Annotated in this window: 16 protein-coding genes; 6 read left to right on the top strand and 10 right to left on the bottom strand. The window is 73.2% G+C overall.

Annotated features, from left to right (window positions below):
• Positions 1-14: 14 nt before the first annotated feature.
• From ACN27G_RS08810 to ACN27G_RS08770, 9 genes are read right to left on the bottom strand one after another with little or no spacing between them, the layout of a single operon-like run.
• Positions 15-926 (bottom strand): SDR family oxidoreductase, encoded by a 912-nt coding sequence (locus tag ACN27G_RS08810; RefSeq protein WP_421492278.1) that lies wholly within the window; start codon positions 924-926, stop codon positions 15-17.
• Positions 920-1912 carry a beta-ketoacyl synthase N-terminal-like domain-containing protein gene (locus ACN27G_RS08805; RefSeq protein WP_421492277.1) on the bottom strand — a complete coding sequence of 331 codons (993 nt, stop codon included), beginning with the start codon at positions 1910-1912 and terminating at the stop codon, positions 920-922. The genes ACN27G_RS08810 and ACN27G_RS08805 overlap by 7 nt, the downstream gene beginning before the upstream one ends.
• The gene (locus tag ACN27G_RS08800) at positions 1909-3072 is read right to left on the bottom strand and encodes a beta-ketoacyl-[acyl-carrier-protein] synthase family protein (protein ID WP_421492276.1); all 1164 of its coding nucleotides are present in this window, start codon (positions 3070-3072) and stop codon (positions 1909-1911) included. Before ACN27G_RS08800 ends, ACN27G_RS08805 begins: the two co-directional genes overlap by 4 nt.
• Positions 3069-4058, bottom strand: coding sequence for a thioesterase (locus tag ACN27G_RS08795; protein WP_421492275.1), 990 nt, complete (start codon positions 4056-4058; stop codon positions 3069-3071). Before ACN27G_RS08795 ends, ACN27G_RS08800 begins: the two co-directional genes overlap by 4 nt.
• Positions 4055-4990, bottom strand: a complete 936-nt coding sequence (locus tag ACN27G_RS08790) for an alpha/beta fold hydrolase (RefSeq protein ID WP_421492274.1) — start codon at positions 4988-4990, stop codon at positions 4055-4057. The genes ACN27G_RS08795 and ACN27G_RS08790 overlap by 4 nt, the downstream gene beginning before the upstream one ends.
• Positions 4990-6066 carry a beta-ketoacyl synthase N-terminal-like domain-containing protein gene (locus ACN27G_RS08785; RefSeq protein WP_421492273.1) on the bottom strand — a complete coding sequence of 359 codons (1077 nt, stop codon included), beginning with the start codon at positions 6064-6066 and terminating at the stop codon, positions 4990-4992. The genes ACN27G_RS08790 and ACN27G_RS08785 overlap by 1 nt, the downstream gene beginning before the upstream one ends.
• Positions 6063-7208 carry a beta-ketoacyl synthase N-terminal-like domain-containing protein gene (locus ACN27G_RS08780; protein WP_421492272.1) on the bottom strand — a complete coding sequence of 382 codons (1146 nt, stop codon included), beginning with the start codon at positions 7206-7208 and terminating at the stop codon, positions 6063-6065. Before ACN27G_RS08780 ends, ACN27G_RS08785 begins: the two co-directional genes overlap by 4 nt.
• On the bottom strand, positions 7205-8452 hold the full coding sequence (locus ACN27G_RS08775; protein WP_421492271.1) for a beta-ketoacyl-[acyl-carrier-protein] synthase family protein: 1248 nt from the start codon (positions 8450-8452) through the stop codon (positions 7205-7207). Before ACN27G_RS08775 ends, ACN27G_RS08780 begins: the two co-directional genes overlap by 4 nt.
• Before the next feature lie 58 nt (positions 8453-8510).
• Positions 8511-8777 carry an acyl carrier protein gene (locus ACN27G_RS08770; protein WP_421492270.1) on the bottom strand — a complete coding sequence of 89 codons (267 nt, stop codon included), beginning with the start codon at positions 8775-8777 and terminating at the stop codon, positions 8511-8513.
• Between the two features lie 255 nt (positions 8778-9032).
• Between ACN27G_RS08770 and ACN27G_RS08765 the strand changes: the two genes are divergently transcribed.
• The 3 genes from ACN27G_RS08765 (at position 9033) to ACN27G_RS08755 (ending at position 17452) form a co-directional block, all read left to right on the top strand.
• Complete coding sequence (locus ACN27G_RS08765) at positions 9033-9656, top strand: histidine phosphatase family protein (protein WP_421492269.1); 624 nt, start codon at positions 9033-9035, stop codon at positions 9654-9656.
• 121 nt (positions 9657-9777) lie between these two features.
• Positions 9778-13881, top strand: a complete 4104-nt coding sequence (gene hrpA, locus ACN27G_RS08760; RefSeq protein ID WP_421492268.1) for an ATP-dependent RNA helicase HrpA — start codon at positions 9778-9780, stop codon at positions 13879-13881.
• A gap of 124 nt (positions 13882-14005) precedes the next feature.
• Positions 14006-17452 (top strand): ThuA domain-containing protein, encoded by a 3447-nt coding sequence (locus ACN27G_RS08755; RefSeq protein ID WP_421492267.1) that lies wholly within the window; start codon positions 14006-14008, stop codon positions 17450-17452.
• Between the two features lie 145 nt (positions 17453-17597).
• Here the strand turns inward: ACN27G_RS08755 and ACN27G_RS08750 are convergent, their stop codons facing one another.
• Positions 17598-18791: a cytochrome P450 family protein gene (locus ACN27G_RS08750; RefSeq protein WP_421492266.1), complete on the bottom strand. Its 1194-nt coding sequence runs from the start codon at positions 18789-18791 to the stop codon at positions 17598-17600.
• Positions 18792-18963: 172 nt separating this feature from the next.
• On the opposite strand from ACN27G_RS08750, the gene ACN27G_RS08745 reads away from it, so the two are divergent.
• The 3 genes from ACN27G_RS08745 (at position 18964) to ACN27G_RS08735 (ending at position 21249) form a co-directional block, all read left to right on the top strand.
• Positions 18964-19599: a CG0192-related protein gene (locus tag ACN27G_RS08745; RefSeq protein WP_421492265.1), complete on the top strand. Its 636-nt coding sequence runs from the start codon at positions 18964-18966 to the stop codon at positions 19597-19599.
• A gap of 149 nt (positions 19600-19748) precedes the next feature.
• A complete protein-coding gene (locus ACN27G_RS08740) occupies positions 19749-20249 on the top strand; it encodes an HAD domain-containing protein (RefSeq protein ID WP_421497279.1) in 501 nt (166 codons plus the stop codon).
• A gap of 43 nt (positions 20250-20292) precedes the next feature.
• Positions 20293-21249, top strand: a complete 957-nt coding sequence (locus ACN27G_RS08735) for an aminoglycoside phosphotransferase family protein (protein WP_421492264.1) — start codon at positions 20293-20295, stop codon at positions 21247-21249.
• Positions 21250-21349: the final 100 nt, after the last annotated feature.

The following is a 21349-nucleotide window of genomic DNA, read 5'->3' as shown; positions in this document are numbered from 1 at the left end:
GCTTCTCCTCCCCCTCAGACCCCGGCAGCCGCTGCGGCCGGCTCGGGCTCTGCGGCCGGCTCGGACTCTGCGGCCGGCTCGGGCTCCTCCGGCGCGACAGCCTCGGCGCGGCGCGGATTCCAGGCCGGGATCCCGGCGATGTTCTCCGCCCCGTCGACCCCGATCGTGTTGCCGGTGATCCAGGACGAGTCGGTACGGGAGAGCAGCAGGATCGCCTCGGCCACGTCCTCGGGCCGGGTCAGCCGGCCGTGCGGGTTGGTGGCGCTGGCCTGGGCGACGAACTCGGCGTGCTCCGGGATCCGCTCCAGGGCCGGCGTCACGGTCACCCCGGCGCAGAGCGCGTTCACCGCCACCCCGTGCCGGGCCAGCTCGCAGGCGAGCTGGCGGACGTGGGACTCCAGCGCGCACTTGGCCGCCGAGACCGCGCCGTAGCTCGGCATCACCGAGCCGGCGCCGGAGCTGGTCATCGCGTACACCTTGGCGCCCCGGCGGAGCAGCTTCGCCGCCATCAGCTCCTGCACCCAGTAGACGAGGCTGTGCGCCATCACGTCGACGGTCATCTCCAGGTGCCGCTGACCGAGGGTGCGGTCCCAGCCCGCCCGGGGCAGGTACGGCAGCAGCGATCCGAACGCCAGCGAGTGCAGGAGGACGTGCAGCCCTTGCCCGCCGGTCAGCTCGGCGATCGCCGGCAGCAGGTCGGCCCGCGCCGAGCGGTTGGCGGCGTTGACGTTGAAGAAGTGCGCCTGTACGCCGTACCCGCGCAGCTCCGCCTCCAGCGCCCTGGCCGCCGCGGCCCGCTCGCCCATGTCCAGGTGTACGCCGAGCACGTTGCCGCCCTCGCGGGCCAGCGCCAGCGCGGTCGCCCGCCCCATGCCGCTGGACGCGCCGAGCAGCAGACTCCAGGTGCCTTGCAGGGGAATCAGCATCCCGCGCTCCTTCTCGTCGATCCGGCCGTCCGCCAGATCCGGACCATCGCCACGTTTCCGGTGCCCGCCGCGGTGACCAGCAGGCTGTCCCCGTCACCGGCGCGCAGCCGCTCGGCCAGCCGGAGCATCGGGGTGAGGCTGCCGGCGGCGGGTGGACCGGTGTCCCGGACCGGGCCGGCGGCGGCCGGGACCGCCCCGGCCACCAGCTCGCTGACCGGCGAGTCGTCGAGCAGCGCGTACACCGGCACCCGCGCGGCGCCGAGTTCGGCCGCTGCCGCACGGACGGCGGCCGCCGCCCGGTCCCGGGCCGCTCCGGTGTCGAGTGCCGGTGGCAGCAGCAGGGTCCGGACGGCGCACCGGCCGTAGCCGGCGGCACCGCGCGCCCGCGCCCGCTCCGGCGGCTCCAACACCAGCACCACCGCGCCCTCCTCCGGTGCCGCCGCCTCCGGCGCCGGCACCGCCTGCTCCATCGCTCCGGCGAGCAGCAGGGCGGAGCGGCCGGCCGCGAAGGCCCGCGCCCCGACCTGTACGGCCTCCAGGCCGGCGACCAGCGGCGTGGTCAGGGTCAGGCTGATCCCGGTGAAGCCGTGCTCCATGGAGAGCCGGCTGGTCAGCACGTTGACCGCGCCGAACGGCGCGGTGACCGGGCTCAGCTCGGCGGCGTGCTCGGCGATGACTGTGCGGTCCTGCTCGTCGTGCAGCGCCGCCACCCCGTTGTTGGTGCCGACCACCACGCCCCGGCCCTGCCCGGCGGCGCCGTCGGGGCGGCCGGTCGCGCCGTCGGGGCGGCCGGTCGGGTCGTCGAGGCAGCCGGTCGCGTCGTCGAGCGCCTGCCTGCCGGCCACCAGCAGGTACTGGCACGCCGCCGGCAGATACTTGTAGCCGCGCCGGCCGAGCTGGCTGCGGACGTCGAACCAGGCACCCCCGGCGGCCGGCCGTTCCGGTGGCGCGCAGACCCCGATCCCGGTGACCACGGCGTCGTTCATCCGCCGGCCCCCGCGAGCACCAGCGACACGTTGTTGCCGCCGAAGGCGTAGCCGTTGACCATGACCCGGTCGGATTCCAGCGGCGTGGGCAGGCGCTGCGGCAGCCAGACCGGGCACTCCGGATCCTGCTCGGCGATCGGCACGTTCGGTGGGACGGCGCGGTGCCGCAGGATCAGCGCCGCGGCCACCGCCGCGACCGCCGCCGCCGCGCCGCCGGTGTGCCCGATCAACGCCTTGAGGCTGTAGAGCGGCACGCCGGCACCGAGTACCTCGTGGAGGGCGCGGCTCTCCACCACGTCGTTGAGCTGGGTGCCGGTGCCGTGCGGCAGGACGCAGCCGACCGGGCCGGCGCCGCTGCCGTCCAGCGCGGCACGCATCGCCCGGACGATCTGGGTACCCTGCGGCTCCGGAGCGGTCAGGTGGTAGGCGTCGCAGGTCCAGCCGGAGCCCTCGACCAGCGCGTGCACCGTCGCGCCCCGGGCCCGGGCGTGCGCCTCCGACTCCACCACCAGGGCGCCGGCGGCCTCGCCGAACGACGTACCCCGGCGGTGCCGGTCGAAGGGGCGGCACCGGAGCGGGTCGACCGCGCCCATCCGGTTGAAGCAGGCCAGCATCACCCGGCTGTACGCGTCCGCGCCGACCGCGAGCACCACGTCCGCCTCGCCGGAGCGGATCAGGTCGGCGGCGGCGCCGAGGGCGAAGCCGCCGGCCGCGCAGGCGTTGCTGATCGTCGTCGTGACGCTCAGCGGCCCGAGCCGGTCGGCCACCTCGGAGGCCACGCCGAGCGCCGAGGTGAACCGGGCGGCCGGCTTGCCGCCGTCGGCCCGCCACTGCTCGTGCCGGCCGGAGTCGCCCATGCAGGTGCCGAGGGCCAGCCCGGTCCGGGCCCCGACCAGGCCGCCCGGCGGCAGTCCGGCGTCGGCGACCGCCTCGTCCACCGCCGCCAGCGCCAGCCGGCTCGTCCGGGCCAGCGCCCGCGACTCGACCGGCAGATCGGCGTCGGAGACGACCTGCACGGCCGGCACGTCCATGTTCGCGTACGGGTCCGGCACGGTGACCGGGTCGGTGACCGGTGCCGCCATCATCGCGTCCCACAGGGCGCGCGTACCGCTGCCGTGGCAGGTGACGACACCGAGGCCGGTGATGGCGACGCCGGTCATCGAGGTGTCTTCGCAGCAGCCGGGGTGCCCTGCAGCGCACCGGCGAGACGGTCGTCGAAGTCCACCAGGCTCCAGTCGCGGCGGTTGCCGATCACCGCGTACCCGTGGGTGATCTTTCCCGTCGCGGTCGGCACCAGGATGCCGTCGCGCAACACGTAGCAGTCCATCCGCGAGGTGTAGGTGAGCCGCTTGAAGACGTTCTCGACGGTGAAGACGGTGTAGAGCTCCTCCTCCATCCGCGCCTCATCCAGCAGGGTGATCCGGGAGTGCGGCACCACCGGGATCCAGTCCTGCTCGTCCAGGAGCGTCTTGATCGAGACGCCCCGGTCGGCCAGGAAGAGGTCCACGACCTCCTCCATCTGGCGCAGGTAGCCGGACATCTGCATCCGCTCGGTGAAGTGGCAGTAGAAGTACGGGATCCGCCACTTCCAGGCGTACGCGTTGCGGCCGGCGGTGAGCGCGGCCAGCACGTCGCCCTCGGGCGCGGCACCGGCGGCGGCCGGCCGGGTCACCTTGACCGGCGCCTGGCCCAGCCGCGCCACCGTGTACGGGGCCAGCTCGTCCGGGACCGGCTGCGCCGGGTGGCCGTGCGGGTCGAGGCGCAGCTCCACCCGGACCTTTGCGGAGACCGCCTTGACCGGAGGTGCGCCGTCGACCGTGATCTCGACCGCGAAGGCGAGCGCGTCGCCGGGCAGCGGCCGGACCTCGGCGGTGGCCTCGTCGTCGATGTGGAAGGCGTGTGTGATCCGGCTGTCGATGTCGACGGCGTCGACGCAGAGGCCGTGCCGCTCGTAGAGCCCGCCGGGGGCGAAGCCGCGCTGCCGCAGGTGGTCGAGGACCGCCTCCTCCACCAGGTAGTTGACGTGCTTGAAGCCGATCCAGGTGCAGATGTTGGACCCCTCGTACCGGGGCCGAAGCCGCACCCGGGTCACCCCGTCGCCGGTCGGGACGGTGGCGGGACGCTGTGCCAGGGTCGTCGAGTTCACGTGCGCTCCAGGTGTGTGTCGAGGATCTGTTCGGGTGCCGTGTCGGCGACCGACAGCGGGCGGGCGAAGTCCGCCACCAGGGCGGCGAACCGGTCGGGGTGCTCGACCATCGCGAAGTGGCCGCAGTCGGCGAGCAGGGCGTACCGGCCGTCGGGTGCCGCCCCGGCGAGCGCCCGCCCGTCGCCGGGCCGGGCGGCGAAGTCGCCGTCGCCGGCGACCACCAGCAGCGGCAGCGCCAGGTCGGCGACGGGCAGGAACGGGGTACGCAGGTACGCGTCGAAGAAGCGCATCCAGCCGTACGGGCCGATCCGCTCCCGGACCCGGCCGCCCATCGCCGCGCGGATCTCGGCGGGCAGCCCGGCCGGGGCGCTGACCCGGATGCCCTCTTCGAGGATCCGGTGGAAGTCGTTGAGGTAGTAGTCGATCGCCGCCCAGTCGAAGTCGCCGGTGCCGGGCCGGTAGAACGGGGAGACCAGCACCACCGCCCGGGGCAGTGGCACCGCGGGCGTGGCCGGTGCCATCGCCGGCCGGACGCTCTCCGGGCCGGTCGCCGCGCCCGCCCGGCCCAGCAGCTCCAGCAGCATGTTGGCGGCGAACGAGTGCGCCACCACCAGGTCGGCACCGCCCGGCACGGCGGCCAGGGCCCGCGCCGCCGGGCCGGTGGTGTCGGCGTGGTGGCTCCAGCCACTGTCACCGGTGCTCGCCCAGGGCAGCTCGGCGTCCCACAGCTCGAGCCACGCCGGCACCCGGGACTCGAAGCGGTCCCAGATGGCCCTACTGCTGCCGAGGCCGTGCAGCAGCAGGGTGCGCACCGGCTGCGGTCCCGTGCCGGGCCGGCGGCACCGGACCGGTACGCCGGGCCGGGCGGGCGTCGCCGGGACGACCGCCGGGCCCACCCGCGCGCCCGCTCTCGGCGGTGCGGACATGCTCATCACCGGCTCCCGGCGGTGAGCAGCAGCGCCGCCGCCGCATCCGAACCGCCGCCGCCGCCGTCGACGCCGTCGTCACCGCTGACGCCGCCGCCGCTGACGACGCCGTCGGCGTCGGCGTCGCAGCTGCCGTCGGCGCCGGCCAGCACGGCACCGTGATCGTGGCCGGTGAGCCAGGCGGTGCCGGCGACGCACTGGAGCACGCCGAGCGCACCGGAGCAGTGCCCGTGGTAGGTCGTGAGGTCGTAACTGGTCCGCGCGGCCGTGCCGGCCGGACCGCCGGGCCCCGGGCCGAACCAGACGTCCACCGGCCGCGGGTCGCTCTGCCGGACCGCCGCCACCGCCGCCGGCCGGTCCGCCCGGCGGGCGTACGGGCCGAGCGTGGCGAGCGCTTCGACGCCCCGATCCCGGGCCGCCGCCGCCGACTCCAGCACCAGCGCCGCCGCACCGTCGAAGAGCCGCAGGTCCCGCCGACCGTCGGTACGGCTACCGCTGTCGGTGCGGCTGCCGGAAGCGCTCTCGCGGCCGCCGGTGACCAGGTGCCGGACCGGCGCGTTGGCCGGTTCCACCCCGACCACCAGCACCCGGCGCACCCGGCCGGCGCGCACCAGCAGCCGGCCCCAGTCGACCGCGTCCAGCCCGGAGGTCGGCCCGTTGCAGAGGGTCAGGTTGGCGCCGCGCAACCGGAACCAGATCGCCAGCCAGGAGGCGATCACGTTGCTGGCGGTCGCCGGCAGCGCCATCGGGCTGAGCCCGGCGTAGGTCTCCCTGGCGATCGTCGACACCGTGTCGCAGATCGTGTCGACGTTGCCGTAGTTGGAGCTGACCACCACGCCGACGCTCTCGCCCGGGACGGTCAGGCCCGGGTCGGCGAGCAGGCCGGCGTCGGCCAGCGCGTCCCGGCCGGCGCAGAGGGCGAGCCGGGTGGCCCGGTCCTTGTACCGCAGCCCCTTGCCGGTGAGCCGGCGGGCCGGATCGTCCCCGTCACCGGCGACCGGGGTACGCCGGAGCAGGTCGTCGGGGCCGGCGATCCCGGCGACCGCCACACCCACCCCGCTGACCACCACGTCGCCGGTCACGAGTCCACCTTCTCCACGATCGCGACGGCGTTGAGCCCGCCGAAGCCGAACGAGTCCACCTGGGCCACCCGCATGGCGGTCAGCTCGGCGTGCCCGCGTACCAGTCGGAAGCCCTCGACCTCGTCGATCGGGTGGTCCAGGCCGAGGATCGGCGGCACCACCCCGCAGCGCAGCGCCTCGACCGCCACCACCAGGCTGTGCAGCCCGGAGGCACCGGCGGTGTGCCCGGTCATCGACTTGATCGCGGTCATGTACGGCGTCGGCGCGACCCCGGAGAAGACCTCCCGGACGGCCTGCGCCTCCGCCTCGTCGTTGAGTGCCGTCCCGGTGCCGTGCAGCATCAGCAGGTCGACGTCGGCCGGCTCCACCCCGGCCCGGCGGTGCGCCTCCCGGGTGACCAGCGCGATGCTCTTCGCGTCCGGCGCCGACGGGTGGTAGGCGTCGCAGTTCACCGCCACGCCCCGGACCCGGGCGTGCCGGTGCCCGGCGCCGGGACCGTCCGCCTCCCGGCGCAGCACGACGGCGACCGCCCCCTCGCCCTGGAGCATCCCCCGGCGGTCCCGGTCGAACGGGCGGACCCGCTCCGGCGCCTCCGGATAACAGCGATCCAGCAGCCCGTACGTGCTCTCGGTGATGGTGTCCACGCCGGCCACCACCACGGTGTCGGCGGCGCCGAGGTCGAGCAGGTCCATGCCGAGCCCGAGGGTGTAGAGGGAGGCGGAGCAGGCGTTCGCCACGGTGTGCGTGTTCGTCGCCCCGAACCGCTTCCGGAGCGCGGTGCCGAAGTGCAGGTCGCGTACGTCGAACGGCACCCCGTCGCGCCAGCTCAGCTCGACCGAGCGCAGCTCGCGCAGGGTGGTGCCGACAAGCACCGGGGTGTGCCCGAGGTCGTCGCCCATGCCGGCGTCCCGGAGCGCCGCGCCGACCGCCTGCTCCAGCCATCGGCTGGCCCGCAGCGTGGTGTCCCGGCCCGGCGCCGGCCGGTCGTCGATCTCGTACGCGTGCTGTGCCCGGTAGCGGCTGCGGTCGAAGCCGCGCAGCTCGGCCAGCCCGCTGTAACCGCCGCAGAGCGAGTCGAAGAACTCGACGGTGGTGGCGCCGATGCTGGCCACCGTGCCCATCCCCACCACCAGCGCGGTCACGGTGCCACCTCGTCGTAGCGGCCGAGAATCAGCACCGCGTTGTTGCCGCCGAAGGCGAGGGCGTTGTTCTGCACCACCCGCAGCTCGGCGTCCTGCGCCACGTTCGGTACGCAGTCGAGCCCGCACTCGGGGTCGGTTTCGACGTGGTTGACGGTCGGCGGGATGAACCCGTGTGTGATGGCGAGGGCGCAGGCCGCCGAGGCCAGGGCGCTGGCCGCTCCCATGGTGTGGCCGATCATCCCCTTGATCGAGACCGTACGCGGCGGCCGCTGCCCGAAGACCTGCCGGATCGCGCCGGCCTCGGTCACGTCGTTGGCCTTGGTGCCGGTGCCGTGCGCGGAGATGAAGTCGATGTCGCCCGGTTTCACCCCGGCGTTGCGGTGGGCCAGCTCGATGCAGCGGGCGATGCTGTTCCGATCCGGCGCGACCGGGTGGTACGCGTCGCAGTTGAGCCCGTAGCCGAGCACCTCCGCGTAGATCCGCGCACCCCGGGCCCGGGCCGAGTCGAGGCTCTCCATCAGCAGGATGCCGGCGCCCTCGCCGGTCAGGATGCCCTTGCGGTTGAGGTCGAACGGCTGGCACGCCTCCGGTGCGATGGTGCCGAGCCGGTAGAAGCCGGTGAAGGTCTTCCGGCAGAGCGCGTCGGCGCCACCGCAGAGGGCGACCTCGACGTCGCCGGAGCGGATGGCGTCGAAGCCGTAGCCGACCGCGTAGTTGCCGGCGGCGCAGGCGGTCGGGATCGTCACCGTCTCGACGTCGGTGAGCCCGAGTTCGGCGACGATGCTGGCGGAGAGCCGGCCGGCGGGGATCCGCCGGGCCACGACCGGGTCGAAGTCCTCGGCTCCCCTGGCCACCTGCACCCCGACGAGCTGGTCGAGGTCGTGGGACTCGCCGTCGGTGGTGCCGACCGACACCAGCGCGCGGCGGGACCGCAGCGCCTCGACCGGCATGCCCGCGTCCGCGACCGCCATCCCGGCGGCGGCGGCCGAGAGCTGGCTCGCCCGGCCGAGCTGCGCCGGGTCGACGCGGCGCAGCCAGCGGGCCGGCTCGAAGTCGGTGATCTCGCACCCGTTGGCGTGCGCGAACCCGGTCGTGTCGAACGCGGTGATCGGCTTGACCCCGCTCCGACCGGCCCGCAGCCCGGCGAGGAACTTCTCGACCCCGATGCCGATGCTGGTCACCACGCCGAGCCCGGTGACGACCACCCGGCGGGGCGATCCGGCATCGCCTGGCAGAACGCTCATCATCGCGCCTCACTCACCTCTGGTCTCCGACCCGACTCCGCCCCTCCGCGCCGTGCGTTCAGGCCCGCTGCGCCTCGGCGATGACGGCGTAAACGCCCGCCAGGTTCACCATTCGGCTCAGTTCCGCCTGGTCGATGGTGACGTGCAGATTCCGTTCGAGCGCGGCGAGAATTTCGATGGCCAGCAGCGAGTCCGCACCGTGGTCCTCTTTGAAGAGACTGGTCTCGGTGACCTCGTCGGCATCGATTTCCAGAATCTCGCAGACGATCTCCTTGACCTGCTCGCGGTCGATGTCGGTGCTGGTCGTCGGGGTCGTGCTGGTCATGTCGCCTCCAGGAACGGATCGGAAGAGTAGAATCTCGATGGCTGCCTGCGCCGGTGGCGGGATGCGCCTCCGGGATGCGCCTCATTGCCCGATACCGTTTGCCGGTCGGCCGTCTGGCGGCACCATCGGATCGCGGTACTGTCCCGAGTCTGTGAGCCGCGACTATATTTCTCCTATATGGCGGCCGGCCCTCCGCCATATTGAGGGCGACAGCCGGTTTCACCGGCACGATCACCGGCAGGCATGGACGGCAGAGTGGGAAGGCAGGGGGCCGTGGCGGTCGACATCGTCTACGAGACGCACGCGACGACCACCGACAACGAGGCCGGACTGGCCACCGGCTGGCAGCCCGGCCGGCTATCCGAGCACGGCCGACGCGGTGCCCGGCAGCTGGGTGAGCGACGCCGCGCCGACGGGCTGGCCGCCGTCTTCTGCTCCGACCTGGCCCGGGCCGTCGAGACCGTCGAGATCGCCTTCCCGGCCCGGGAGCTGCCGGTGCACCGCGACACCCGGTTGCGCGAGTGCGACTACGGCGAGCTGACCGGCCACCCGGTGGCGGAGCTGGCCGCGCGGCGCCTCCGGCACCTGGACGAGCCCTTTCCGGGCGGGCAGAGCTACCGGCAGGTGGTGGAGCAGACCCGCGCCTTCCTCCGCGACCTCGCCGCCGCCTGGGACGGCCGCCGGGTGCTGGTCGTGGCGCACTCGGCGAACCGGTGGGCGCTCGACCACCTGCTGCGCGAGGTCCCCCTCGCCGACCTGCTCGGCGCGCCGTTCGAGTGGCGCCCGGGCTGGTCGTACCGGCTGCCGACGCGCTGGGGCGCCGACCGCCCCGCGCCGGCCCGGCTGCAACCCGGGCAGCCGGCCCCGGAGCACCGGTAGCCTGCCCGGCGAAAGGGTCGAGACGGTCGGTAACCGGGCGTTGGCGTACCGGCGGCCGGGGCCGCGACGTCGGTAACTCACGGGCGGTCGCCGGCCGGGCCTGCCTATCCTTGGCGACGACATGCACACTCCACCGCCCGCCCCTGCCGTGCCCGCCGCCGACCTTCCCGCGCTCCGGGCCCGGCTGCCGGAGCTGATGTTCCGCGACCAGCGCCGGATCCGGCGCCGGCTGGAGGGCCTGCCCAGGATCCGCGACGCCGGTCGGCGGCAGGCGGCGACCGCCGAGATCGCCGCCGAGATCGGTACGGCCGAGGAGCGGCTCGCCCGGCGCCGGGCCGCCGTGCCGGTGATCACCTATCCGGCCGGGTTGCCGGTGAGCGAGCGCAGGGACGACCTGCTCGCCGCGATCCGCGACCACCAGGTGGTGATCGTGGCCGGCGAGACCGGCTCCGGCAAGACGACCCAGCTGCCGAAGATCTGTCTGGAACTGGGCCGGGGCGTGCAGGGGCTGATCGGGCACACCCAGCCGCGCCGGCTGGCAGCGCGTACGGTGGCGGACCGGATCGCCGACGAGCTCGGCACCGAGCTGGGCGGTGCGGTCGGCTACAAGGTCCGCTTCACCGACCAGGTCGGTGACGGGACGCTGGTCAAGCTGATGACCGACGGCATCCTCCTCGCCGAGCTCCAGCAGGACCGGATGCTCCGGCAGTACGACACGCTGATCATCGACGAGGCGCACGAGCGCAGCCTCAACATCGACTTCATCCTCGGATACCTCCACCAGCTCCTCCCCCGCCGGCCCGACCTCAAGGTCGTCATCACCTCGGCGACCATCGAGACGGAACGCTTCGCCCGGCACTTCGCCCTCGCCGGGGAACCGGCCCCGGTGCTGGAGGTCTCCGGCCGGACCTATCCGGTCGAGACCCGCTACCGGCCGCTGGTCGAGCTGGCCGACAGCGAGGACCCGGACGACGGGGAGACCGTGCGGGACCAGGTCCAGGCGATCGGCGACGCGGTGCAGGAGCTGGCCGCCGAGGGACCCGGGGACGTCCTGGTCTTCCTCAGCGGCGAACGGGAGATCCGGGACACCGCCGACGCGCTCGGCAGACTCGTGCAGAACCGCCCGCTGCTGCGGGACACCGAGATCCTGCCGCTCTACGCCCGGCTCTCCACCGCCGAGCAGCACCGGGTCTTCCAGTCGCACCGGGGCCGCCGGGTCGTGCTGGCCACCAACGTCGCGGAGACCTCGCTCACCGTGCCCGGCATCAAATATGTCGTCGATCCCGGCACTGCCCGGATCTCCCGGTACAGCCACCGGCTCAAGGTGCAACGGCTGCCGATCGAGCCGATCTCGCAGGCGTCGGCGAACCAGCGCAAGGGGCGCTGCGGGCGTACCTCGGACGGGATCTGCATCCGGCTCTACGACGAGCCGGACTTCCTCGGCCGGCCGGAGTTCACCGACCCGGAGATCCTGCGCACCAATCTCGCCTCGGTCATCCTGCAGATGACCGCGATCGGGCTGGGCGACATCGCCGCGTTTCCGTTCATCGATCCGCCGGACCGGCGCAACATCGCCGACGGGGTCAACCTGCTGCGCGAGCTGGGTGCGCTGGAGAGCGACGGCGACGCGGAGGCCGGGCACCGGCTGACCCCGCTCGGCCGCCGGCTGGCGCAGCTTCCGGTCGACCCCCGGCTGGCCCGGATGGTGCTGGAGGGCGAGCGGAACGGCTGCGCGGCCGAGGTGTCGGTGATCGCCGCCGCCCTCTCCATCCAGGATCCCCGGGAGCGTCCCGCCGAGAAGCAGGCCCAGGCCGACCAGGCGCACGCCCGGTTCACCGACAAGGAGTCGGACTTCGCCGCGCTGCTGCGGCTGTGGCGATATCTCCAGGATCGGCAGCGGGAGCTCTCCTCCAGCGGGTTCCGCCGGATGTGCCGGGCCGAATACCTCAACTACCTGCGGGTCCGGGAGTGGCAGGACATCCACGCCCAGCTCCGCCAGGTGCTGCGCAGCACCGCCGGGCCCGGGACCGAGGGTGGCCGGGGACGCGGCGGTCGAGCCGACGGCCAGGGACGCGGCAGCCCGACCGACGGCCGGGAGCGCGACGGCGCCGGCCAGCGGCAGGCACGCGGCGGCCCGGCGGGCGGCCGGCCCGACGAGACCGACACCGAGATCGACAGCGACCGGATCCACCAGTCGCTCCTCGCCGGGCTGCTCTCGCACGTCGGCCTGAAGGACCCGCAGAAGCACGAGTACCTCGGTGCCCGGGGGGCGAAGTTCGCCCTCTTCCCCGGGTCGGCGCTGTTTCGCAAGCCGCCGCGCTGGGTGATGGCGGCCGAGCTGGTGGAGACCTCCCGGCTCTGGGGCCGGGTCGCCGCCCGGATCGAGCCGGAGTGGGTCGAGGCGCTCGCCCAGCACCTGGTGAAACGCAGCTACAGCGAGCCGCACTGGGAGAAGAAGCAGGCCGCGGTGCTGGCGCACGAGAAGGTCACCCTCTACGGCATCCCGCTGGTCAGCGGCCGGAAGGTGAACTTCGGCCGGATCGACCCGGCGCTCGCCCGGGAGCTCTTCATCCGGCACGCGCTGGTGGAGGGGGACTGGCAGACCCCGCACCGGTTCTTCCACGACAACCGGGCGTTGCTGGAGGAGGTCGAGGAGCTGGAGCACCGGGCCCGGCGCCGGGACATCCTGGTGGACGACGAGACCCTCTACGCCTTCTACGAGCAGCGGATCCCCGCCGAGGTGGTCTCCGGTCGGCACTTCGACAGCTGGTGGAAGAAGACCCGGCGGGACCGGCCCGACCTGCTCACCTTCGACCGGCAGATGCTGGTCAACGAGGGGCGGGGCGGCGTCGACGCGGCCGACTTCCCCGACGAGTGGCACTCCGACGGGGTGGCGCTGCCGTTGACGTACCGGTTCGAGCCGGGGACCGCGGCCGACGGGGTGACGGTGGACATCCCGCTGCCGATGCTCAACCAGGTCGACGCGGAGAGTTTCGACTGGCAGGTGCCGGGGCTGCGCGAGGAGCTGGTGGTGGCGCTGATCCGGTCGCTGCCGAAGGCCGTACGCCGAAACTTCGTCCCGGTGCCGGACTTCGCCCGGGCGGCGCTGGCGGCGATCACGCCCGGCCGGGAGCCGCTGCTGGACGCGTTGACCCGCGAGCTGCGCCGGATGACCGGGGTGACGGTGCCCCGGGACGCCTGGGACGTCGACCGGCTGCCGGCACACCTGCGCCCCACCTTCCGGGTGGTCGGCGAGGAGCGGCAGACCGTCGCCGAGGGCAAGGACCTGCCGGCGCTGCAACGCCAGCTCACCGCCCAGGTACGCCGGATGGTCGCCGCCGCCGCGCCCGACGTGGAGCGCTCCGGCCTGCGGGAGTGGAGCATCGGCACCCTGCCGCGCTCGATCGAGCAGGACCGGGCCGGCTACCTGGTCACCGCCTATCCGGCGCTGGTGGACGAGGGGGAGAGTGTCGGCGTACGGGTCTTCGAGACCGAGGCCGAGCAGCGTCACCAGATGTGGGCCGGCACCCGCCGGCTGCTCCGGCTCACCCTCGGCTCGCCGCAGAAGTTTCTCTCCGGCCGGCTCTCCAACGAGGCGAAGCTGGCGCTGAGCCGCAACCCGCACCGCAGCGTGCCGGACCTGCTCGACGACGTCGCCGACGCGGCGGTGGACAGGCTCGTCGCCGATGCCGGCGGCCCGGCCTGGGACGCGGAGGGCTTCGCCGCGCTGCGCGACCGGGTCCGGGCCGGACTTGTCGACACCACCGTCGAGGTGGTCGAGCGGGTACGCCGGGTGCTGGCCGCCGCACACGCCATCGAGCAGCGGCTCACCCGCACCTCCGACCTGAGCCTGGTCGCCGCGCTGACCGACATCCGCGACCAGCTCTCCGCCCTGGTGCACCGGGGCTTCGTCACCGAGACCGGCTACGCCCGGCTGGCCGACCTGCCGCGCTATCTCACCGCCGTCGAGCGCCGCCTCGACCGGCTGTCCGCCAACCCGCAGCGGGACCGCGACCAGCAGGCCCGAGTCGACCAGGTGCGCCAGGAATACGAGCAGATGCTCGCCGCCCTGCCCCCGGCCCGCCGTGCCGACGACGCGGTCCGGCAGATCCGCTGGATGATCGAGGAGTTCCGGGTGAACGTCTTCGCCCAGGCGCTCGGTACGCCGTACCCGATCTCCGAGCAGCGGATCTACCGGGCGATGGACCTGGCCGAGGGGCGCTGACCGACAGCGGGCGACATCAGGAAAGAAGATTGACTATTTCGAATTGGTTCCCGTAGGCTGACCGGGTCGGCGGCGGTAAGCGCTTTCCATGTCCCCCGTTTCCTGCGTCTCCGGGAGCGCCCGTATGCGACGCCACCGCACGACCCTCCTCGCCCTGCTCGCGATCGTGACCCTGCTGCTCGGCACGGCCCCCGTCCCCGCCTCGGCCGCGCCCCGGTTCCGGGTCCTGGTCTTCTCCAAGACGACGAACTACTACCACGACTCGATCCCGGCCGGGATCGCCGCGATCGAACGGCTCGGTGCCGCGCACGACTTCGAGGTCGAGGCGACCACCGACGCCGGCGCCTTCACCGACGCCAACCTCGGCCGCTTCGACGCGCTGGTCTTCAACAACACCAACTCCACCCCCGAGTCCGGCGACCTGCTCGACGCGCCCCAGCGGGCCGCGTTGCAGACCTTCGTCCGGGCCGGCGGCGGCTGGGTCGGGCTGCACGCCGCCTCGGCCAGCGAACGCGACTGGGACTGGTACGCCGGCCTGGTCGGCACCATCTTCGACGTCCACCCCGACTTCTCCTCGACCGGCGGCACCTACCCCGGCCGGATCAAGGTGCTGGACGGCGCGCACCCGTCCACAAAGGACCTGCCGGAGCTCTGGGAGCGCGGCGAGGAGTGGTACAACTGGCGCACCAACCCGACCGGCCGGGTGCACACGCTCGCCCAGATCAAGGTCCGGGACGGGATCCCCGGGCTGGACGAGGGGCACGACCACGCGTACTCCTGGTGCCAGGACTACGACGGCGGACGCTCCTGGTTCACCGCCGGTGGGCACGCCGGCTCCGCCTTTGCCGAGCCGGCCTTCCTGGCCCACCTGCGCGGCGGCATCGAGTGGGCGGCCGGAGCCGTCCCCGGCGACTGCGGCGCCACCCGGACCGGCAACTTCCAGCGGGTTCCGCTGGTCACCGAGGACCTGGCCGACCCGTTCGAGCTGGCCGTGGCGCCGGACCGGCGGGTCTTCTACATCCAGCGGACCGGCGCGGTGAAGGTGATCGACCAGGAGACGCTGGGCGTCCGCACGCTGATCGACTTCGCCTACACGCCGGCCCAGACCAGCCAGTCCGACGGGCTGCTCGGAATGACCCTGGACAACGACTTCGCGACCAACAACTGGATCTACCTGCTCTGGTCGGACAGGACCGCCAACCAGCTCAACCTGTCGCGGTTCACCGTCACCGGCGGCACCATCGCGACAAGCAGCGAGCGGCGGCTGCTGACCATCCCGACCTACCGGGGCGAGGGGCGGGCCAACTCGCACATGGGCGGTTCGCTGGCGATGGACCGGCACGGCAACCTCTACGCCGGGATCGGCGACAACACCGACCCCTTCGAGTCCAGCGGCTACGCCCCGATCGACGAGCGGCCCGGCCGGCGGGCCTGGGACGCCCAGGCGACCGCCGGCAACACCAACGACCTGCGCGGCAAGATCCTGCGGATAACCCCCCGTCCCGACGGGACGTACGCGGTGCCGGCCGGCAACCTCTTCGCCCCCGGCACCGCCCGGACCCGGTCGGAGATCTACGCGATGGGGATGCGCAACCCGTTCCGGATCACCGTCGACCCGTTGACCGACGCGCTGCTGGTCGCCGACTACGGGCCGGACGCCCGGTCGGCCGACCCGAACCGGGGTCCGGAGGGGACGGTCGAGTTCAACCGGATCACCAGCGCCGGCAACTACGGCTGGCCGTACTGCACCGGCGACAACGTGCCGTTCAACGACTACAACTTCGCCACCTCCACCGCCGGGCCGACGTTCGCCTGCGGCGCCCTGGTCAACAACTCCCCCAACAACACCGGACTGACCACCCTGCCGGCGGCCCGCTCCGCCCTGGTCTGGTACGCCTACTCGGCCTCGGCCCGCTTCCCCGAGGTGGGCACCGGGGGTGGCGGCCCGATGAGCGGCCCGGTCTACGACTTCGACCCGGCGAACCCGAGGCCGACGAAGTTCCCGGAGTACTACGAGGGCAAGTGGATCGTCTACGAACTGACCCGGCAGTGGTGGAAGACCCTCTCCGTGCACGGGACGGCGCAGACCTTCACCGACCCGAGGTTCGGCCCGACCCGGGTCGGCGACCTCCAGTCGATCAACGGGATCTTCGCCGACATGAGTTGGATCCAGCCCTTCGAGGCCGAGTTCGGCCCGGACGGCTCGCTGTACGTGATCGACTTCGGGGTCGGCAGCGGCAGCGGCCGGGGCGGCAGCAACGAGGGCGCCGGGATCTACCGGATCGACTACGTGGCGAACGGCCGCCCGCCGGTGGCGAGGCTGGCCACGGATCGGGACAGCGGCCCGACGCCGCTGACGGTCCGGTTCTCCAGCGCCGGCTCCACCTCCGGCGACGGCGCGCCGATCGCGTACGCCTGGGACCTCGACGGCGACGGTGACACCGACTCGACGGCGGCGAATCCGACCCACACCTACCAGCAGCGGGGCCGCTTCACCGCCCGGCTGACGGTGAGCAGCGCCCGGGGGCTCAGCTCGGTGGCGACCGCACAGATCACGGTCGGCAACACCCGGCCGGCGGTGACGCTGAGCGTGCCGGACGGCGGGTTCTTCGACTTCGGCGACCAGATCCCGTACGCGGTGACGGTCACCGACCCGGAGGAGGGCACGGTCGACTGTGCCCGGGTGGTCACCCAGACCCAGCTCGGGCACGACAACCACAGCCACCCGTTGGACAACTACGTCGGCTGCACCGGCACCGTCGACACCGAGGCGAACGGCGGGGACGGGCACGGGCCGGGCCAGGACCTCTACACGGTGCTGACCGCCCAGTACACCGACGGCGGCGGCACCGGCGGGGTGCCGGCGCTGGTCGGCTCGGTCCGGCACGAGTTGCAGACCAAGAACAAGGAGGCGGAGCACTTCGACGCGGCCGGCGGCATCCAGGTGCTCGACCGGGCGACCGCCCGGGCCGGCCACCGGGTCGGCGACGTCGACCACGGCGAGTGGATCAGCTTCGCCCCGGTGAACCTGACCGGGATCGGCTCGGTCACCGCCGGGGTCAGCTCGGGCGGCCCCGGCGGCACCATCGAGTTCCGGGCCGGCTCGCCGACCGGGCAACTGCTCGGCACGCTGCCGGTCGGCAACACCGGCGGCTGGGACAACCTGGTCTCCCCCACGGTCAACCTGACCAACCCGGGCGGGACCTTCCCGCTCTATCTGGTCTTCGTCAACCCGGCACAGTCGAACGGCACCCCGGACCTGCTCTCGCTGGACTGGCTGCGCTTCAACGGGGCGGGCGTGAAGCGGGAGACCGGCGGCAGCGTCTCGGTCACCGCCACCCCGCAGGCCGGCTCCGCGCCGCTCCCGGTCGCCTTCACCGGTACGGCGAGCGTGGCGCCCGGACGGACGATCACCGACCGGGCGTGGGACTTCGGTGACAACTCCCCGGTCGTGCACGGCGCCTCGGCGACCCACTCGTACCCCCGGCCGGGCAGCTACACGGCGCGGCTCACCGTCACCGACAACACCGGGGCGACGATGTCGAGTCACCTCACCGTCACGGTTCGCTGACCGGCGACCTGGGGCACGCCCGTCAGCCGCGCGGCTCGACCGGACGAACGGTCAGCCGCGCGGCCTGACCCGGGAGGGCTGCTCGGCCACGCGGCCCGACCCGGGAGGGCTGCTCGGCCACGCGGCCCGACCCGGGAGGGGCTGCTCAGCCGCGCGGCCTGACCGGGAGGGCCGTCAGGCCGCGCAGCAGCAGGCTGGAGCGCCAGCCGATCTCCTGCGGCGGCACCGCCAGGCGCATGTCGGGAAAGCGGCGGGCCAGCGCGCCGAAGGCGATCTGCCCCTCCAGCCGGGCCAGCGGCGCGCCGAGGCAGTAGTGGATGCCGTGCCCGAAGGCGAGGTTGGGGGTGGTCGGGCGGTCCAGGTCGAGCCGGTCCGGCTCGGCGAACCGGTCCGCGTCCCGATTCGCCGACAGCAGGGCCACCAGCACCAGGGCGCCCTGCGGGATCGTCTGGCCGCCGAGCTCGACCTGTGCCGTGGCGGTCCGGAACGAGGCGTTCTGCACCGGGCCCTCGTAGCGCAGCACCTCCTCGACCACCCCCGGCAGCAGCTCCGGCTCGGCCACCACCCGGGCCCAGCGCTCCGGCTCGGCCAGCAGCACCAGCATCCCGTTGCCGATCAGGTTGACGGTGGTCTCGTGCCCGGCGATCAGAAACAGATAGACCATGCCGACGAGTTCGTCGTCGGTGAGCCGGTCGCCCTGCTCGTGCACCGCGATAAGCGCGGAGAGCAGGTCGTCGGCCGGCTGTTCGCGCTTGGCCACCAGCAGCTCACGGACATAGCCGACGATCGCGGTCAGCGCGGGCGGCAGCCCGGCCGGGTTCATCTGTCCGGTGACGATCGCGTCGGTCCAGCCACGGAAGTCGGCCTGGTCCTCGGCCGGCACCCCGAGCAGCTCGCAGATCACCTGGATCGGCAGCGGAAAGGCGAAGCGGTCGATCAGGTCCACCTGCTCGGCGTCGGCGATGCGGTCCAGCAACTCCTCGGCCAGCTCTTCGATCCGGGGGCGCAACGCGGCCACCCGATGGGCGGTGAAGGCGCCGGAGACCAGTCGCCGCAGCCGGGTGTGGTCGGGCGGGTTCAGCGCCAGCATGTGCCGGCCCACCGCCCGGGCCACATCGTCCGGGATCATTCCCCGGTAGCTGAACCCGCCCGCCGAGGTGGCCTTGGCCAGCCGCGGGTCGCTCAGCGCCCGCTGGGCATCCGCGTAACGGGTCACCACCCAGGCGGTGCCGCCGGTCGGCAACGACACCTCCACCACCGGACTGTCCTGGCGCAGCTCGGCGAGCAGCCGGTGCAGGTCCGCGGTGGACCCGAAGGGATTCGCAACGGTGGTCGACATCGTCTTCTCCCCCATCCGACGAGCAGACCCCGCCAACCTATCGCCGCGCCACCCCATGCGGCGACACCAACCTTTGCCACCCTGCCGCAACGATCCCAACCTCTCACGGCGACCTACCGGGGGCGCGGCGCGGGCCGCGCGGCGCGGGGTCGCGCCGGCTACGATCTTGCGCATGGCGCTGCTGCACCGTGCCCGACTGCACCCGGGCAAACTCGAACTCCTGGCGGCGTGGCTGCCCGGCCGCCCCTGGTACCAGGGGCCGGCGCCGGCCGACGTCGTCCGCGTCGCGAGCTTCCGGTTCGACGATCCGGACGGGGCGGTCGGGATCGAGACGATGTTGGTCAGCCCCGGCGAGGGAGCGGTGTATCAGGTGCCGCTCACCTACCGCGACGCACCCCTGCCCGGTGGCGACGACTGGCTGATCGGCACCGCCGAGCACACCACGCTGGGCCGCCGCTGGGTCTACGACGCCTGCGCCGATCCGGTCTACGCCGGCGCGCTGGCCGCGGCGATCGTAACCGGTGGCAGTCAGGCGGAGGAGTTCTTCGAGGTCGACGGGGTGCGCGAGATCCGCGAGCCGAGCATGACCGTGGCCGGCAGCGGCACCCCGGGCAGCAGCGTGCCATCGGTCCAGGTGATCCGCCGGGTGGTCGAGGGCGGGTCGACGACCATCGTCACCGATTCCGTGGAACTCGTCGTCGTACGCCGCCCCGGGGCCGGGGACGGCGGGTCGGCCGGCGACGCGCTCACCGGCACCTGGCCCGGCCAGCCGACCCCGCTGCCACTCGCGTACGCCGTCGCCCGCTGACAGCGACCACCGGCCCGCCTGGCTCGTCGATTCCGAAGGCCGCCGTCCACGCCCTTGCCGCATACGGCCGCTCCCGCGCTCGGGCCCGCTCGGCCGGATGGGCGGGGCAGCGGTACGGTGCGGCAGTGCCTGCCGGCGTCACGCGACCGTTGATCTTCGTCGACATCGACGGCGTACTCATCCCCTTCCGGGCCCGTCCCGCCGGCACCGGTCGCCGTTCGATCGGTGCCGGGGGCCACGCTCCCGACCGTTCCGGCAACCCGCTGCTGGATCGTCTCGACCCCGACGACGGGCGCCGGCTGCTCGCCCTACCGGGCGAACTGGTCTGGGCGAGCACCTGGATGGCCGAGGCGAACGAGGTCGTCGCACCCCGGCTCGGCCTGCCCGGCCTGCCCGTCGTCGACTGGCCCGACGCCGACGAGGATGTGGCACGCGGTGTGCACTGGAAGACCGTGCCCCTGCTGCGACGGGCGGCCGGACGCCCGTTCGTCTGGCTCGACGACGAGACCAGCGACGCCGACCGGCGATGGGTGGCCGCACACCACCCACATCCGGCGCTGCTGCGCCGCGTCGATCCATATCGCGGATTGACCGACGTCGACCTCGCGGCAGTACGCCAATGGCTCGAACAGTGGGAAGAAACCGCTTGATCAGGGCTGGCGGGCTACCGACCCTCTCAGGTGAGGAGTCCTCTTGAGCGACACTCCACGTCTCGGCCCGCCACCCAGGCGCATCACCGTTGACGTGCGGCAGGTACGCCGGCTGGTCGCCGGGCAGTTTCCGCACTGGGCTGACCTCCCGGTCGAGCGGGTCGTCAACAGCGGCTGGGACAACTGGACCTTCCACCTCGGCTCCGCGATGTCGGTGCGCCTGCCGAGCGCGTTCGAGTACACCGAGGCGGTCGACAAGGAGCACACGTGGCTTCCGGTGCTCGCCCCGCGTCTCCCGCTGCCCATCCCCACCCCACTGGCGAGAGGCGAGCCTGGCGAGGGCTATCCGTACTCATGGTCGATCTACCAGTGGCTCGACGGCGAAACCGCACGGGTGGACCGAATCGCCGAGCCCGTCCGGTTCGCGCTTGACCTGGCCGAGTTCGTCGTGGCTCTGCAGGACGTCGACACCGCTGACGGACCCCGTCCAGGCCAGCACAACTGGTACCGGGGTGGCACCCTGCGCACCTACGACGGGGAGGCCGACCGAGGGCTCACGACACTCGCTGACCGCATCGATGTCGGTGCGGCCAGCGAGATCTGGAACTGCGCCCTGGACGCGCGCTGGGATGGCGTGGAGCGCTGGTTCCACGGTGACATCGCGCAGGGGAATCTCCTGCTCCACGACGGTCGACTGGCGGCGATCATCGACTTCGGGACCTGTGGTGTCGGCGATCCCTCCTGTGACCTGGCGGTCGCCTGGACGTTGCTGACCGGCGAGGGCCGGCGGGCGTTCCGGGAGCGACTATCCGTCGACGACGCGACCTGGGCGCGCGGGCGTGGCTGGGCGCTCTGGAAGACGCTTGTCAACTACGCCAACGCACTGGACGACGGCGAGGCTGCGACGGCGGGCTCGCGGAGGATTCTCGGCGAGATCTTCTCTGAGTACATCGACGGCGACAACCCGGCGGGCCGGGCCGCCCGTCGGGTGCCGCGCTGAGAGACGCCCGTCGTGGGTGGGTCCCAGCAGCGACAGATCCACAAGATCGCTTTCGGATTCCCTGGTCACGGGCGTGGCAGACTGGTCGGATCGGCTGGCA

It is taken from the genome of Plantactinospora sp. WMMB334 (assembly GCF_049179095.1).
Lineage (GTDB): Bacteria > Actinomycetota > Actinomycetes > Mycobacteriales > Micromonosporaceae > Plantactinospora.
Note: the sequence above shows the minus strand (reverse complement) of the source record. Positions and strands in the feature narration are given on the sequence as shown.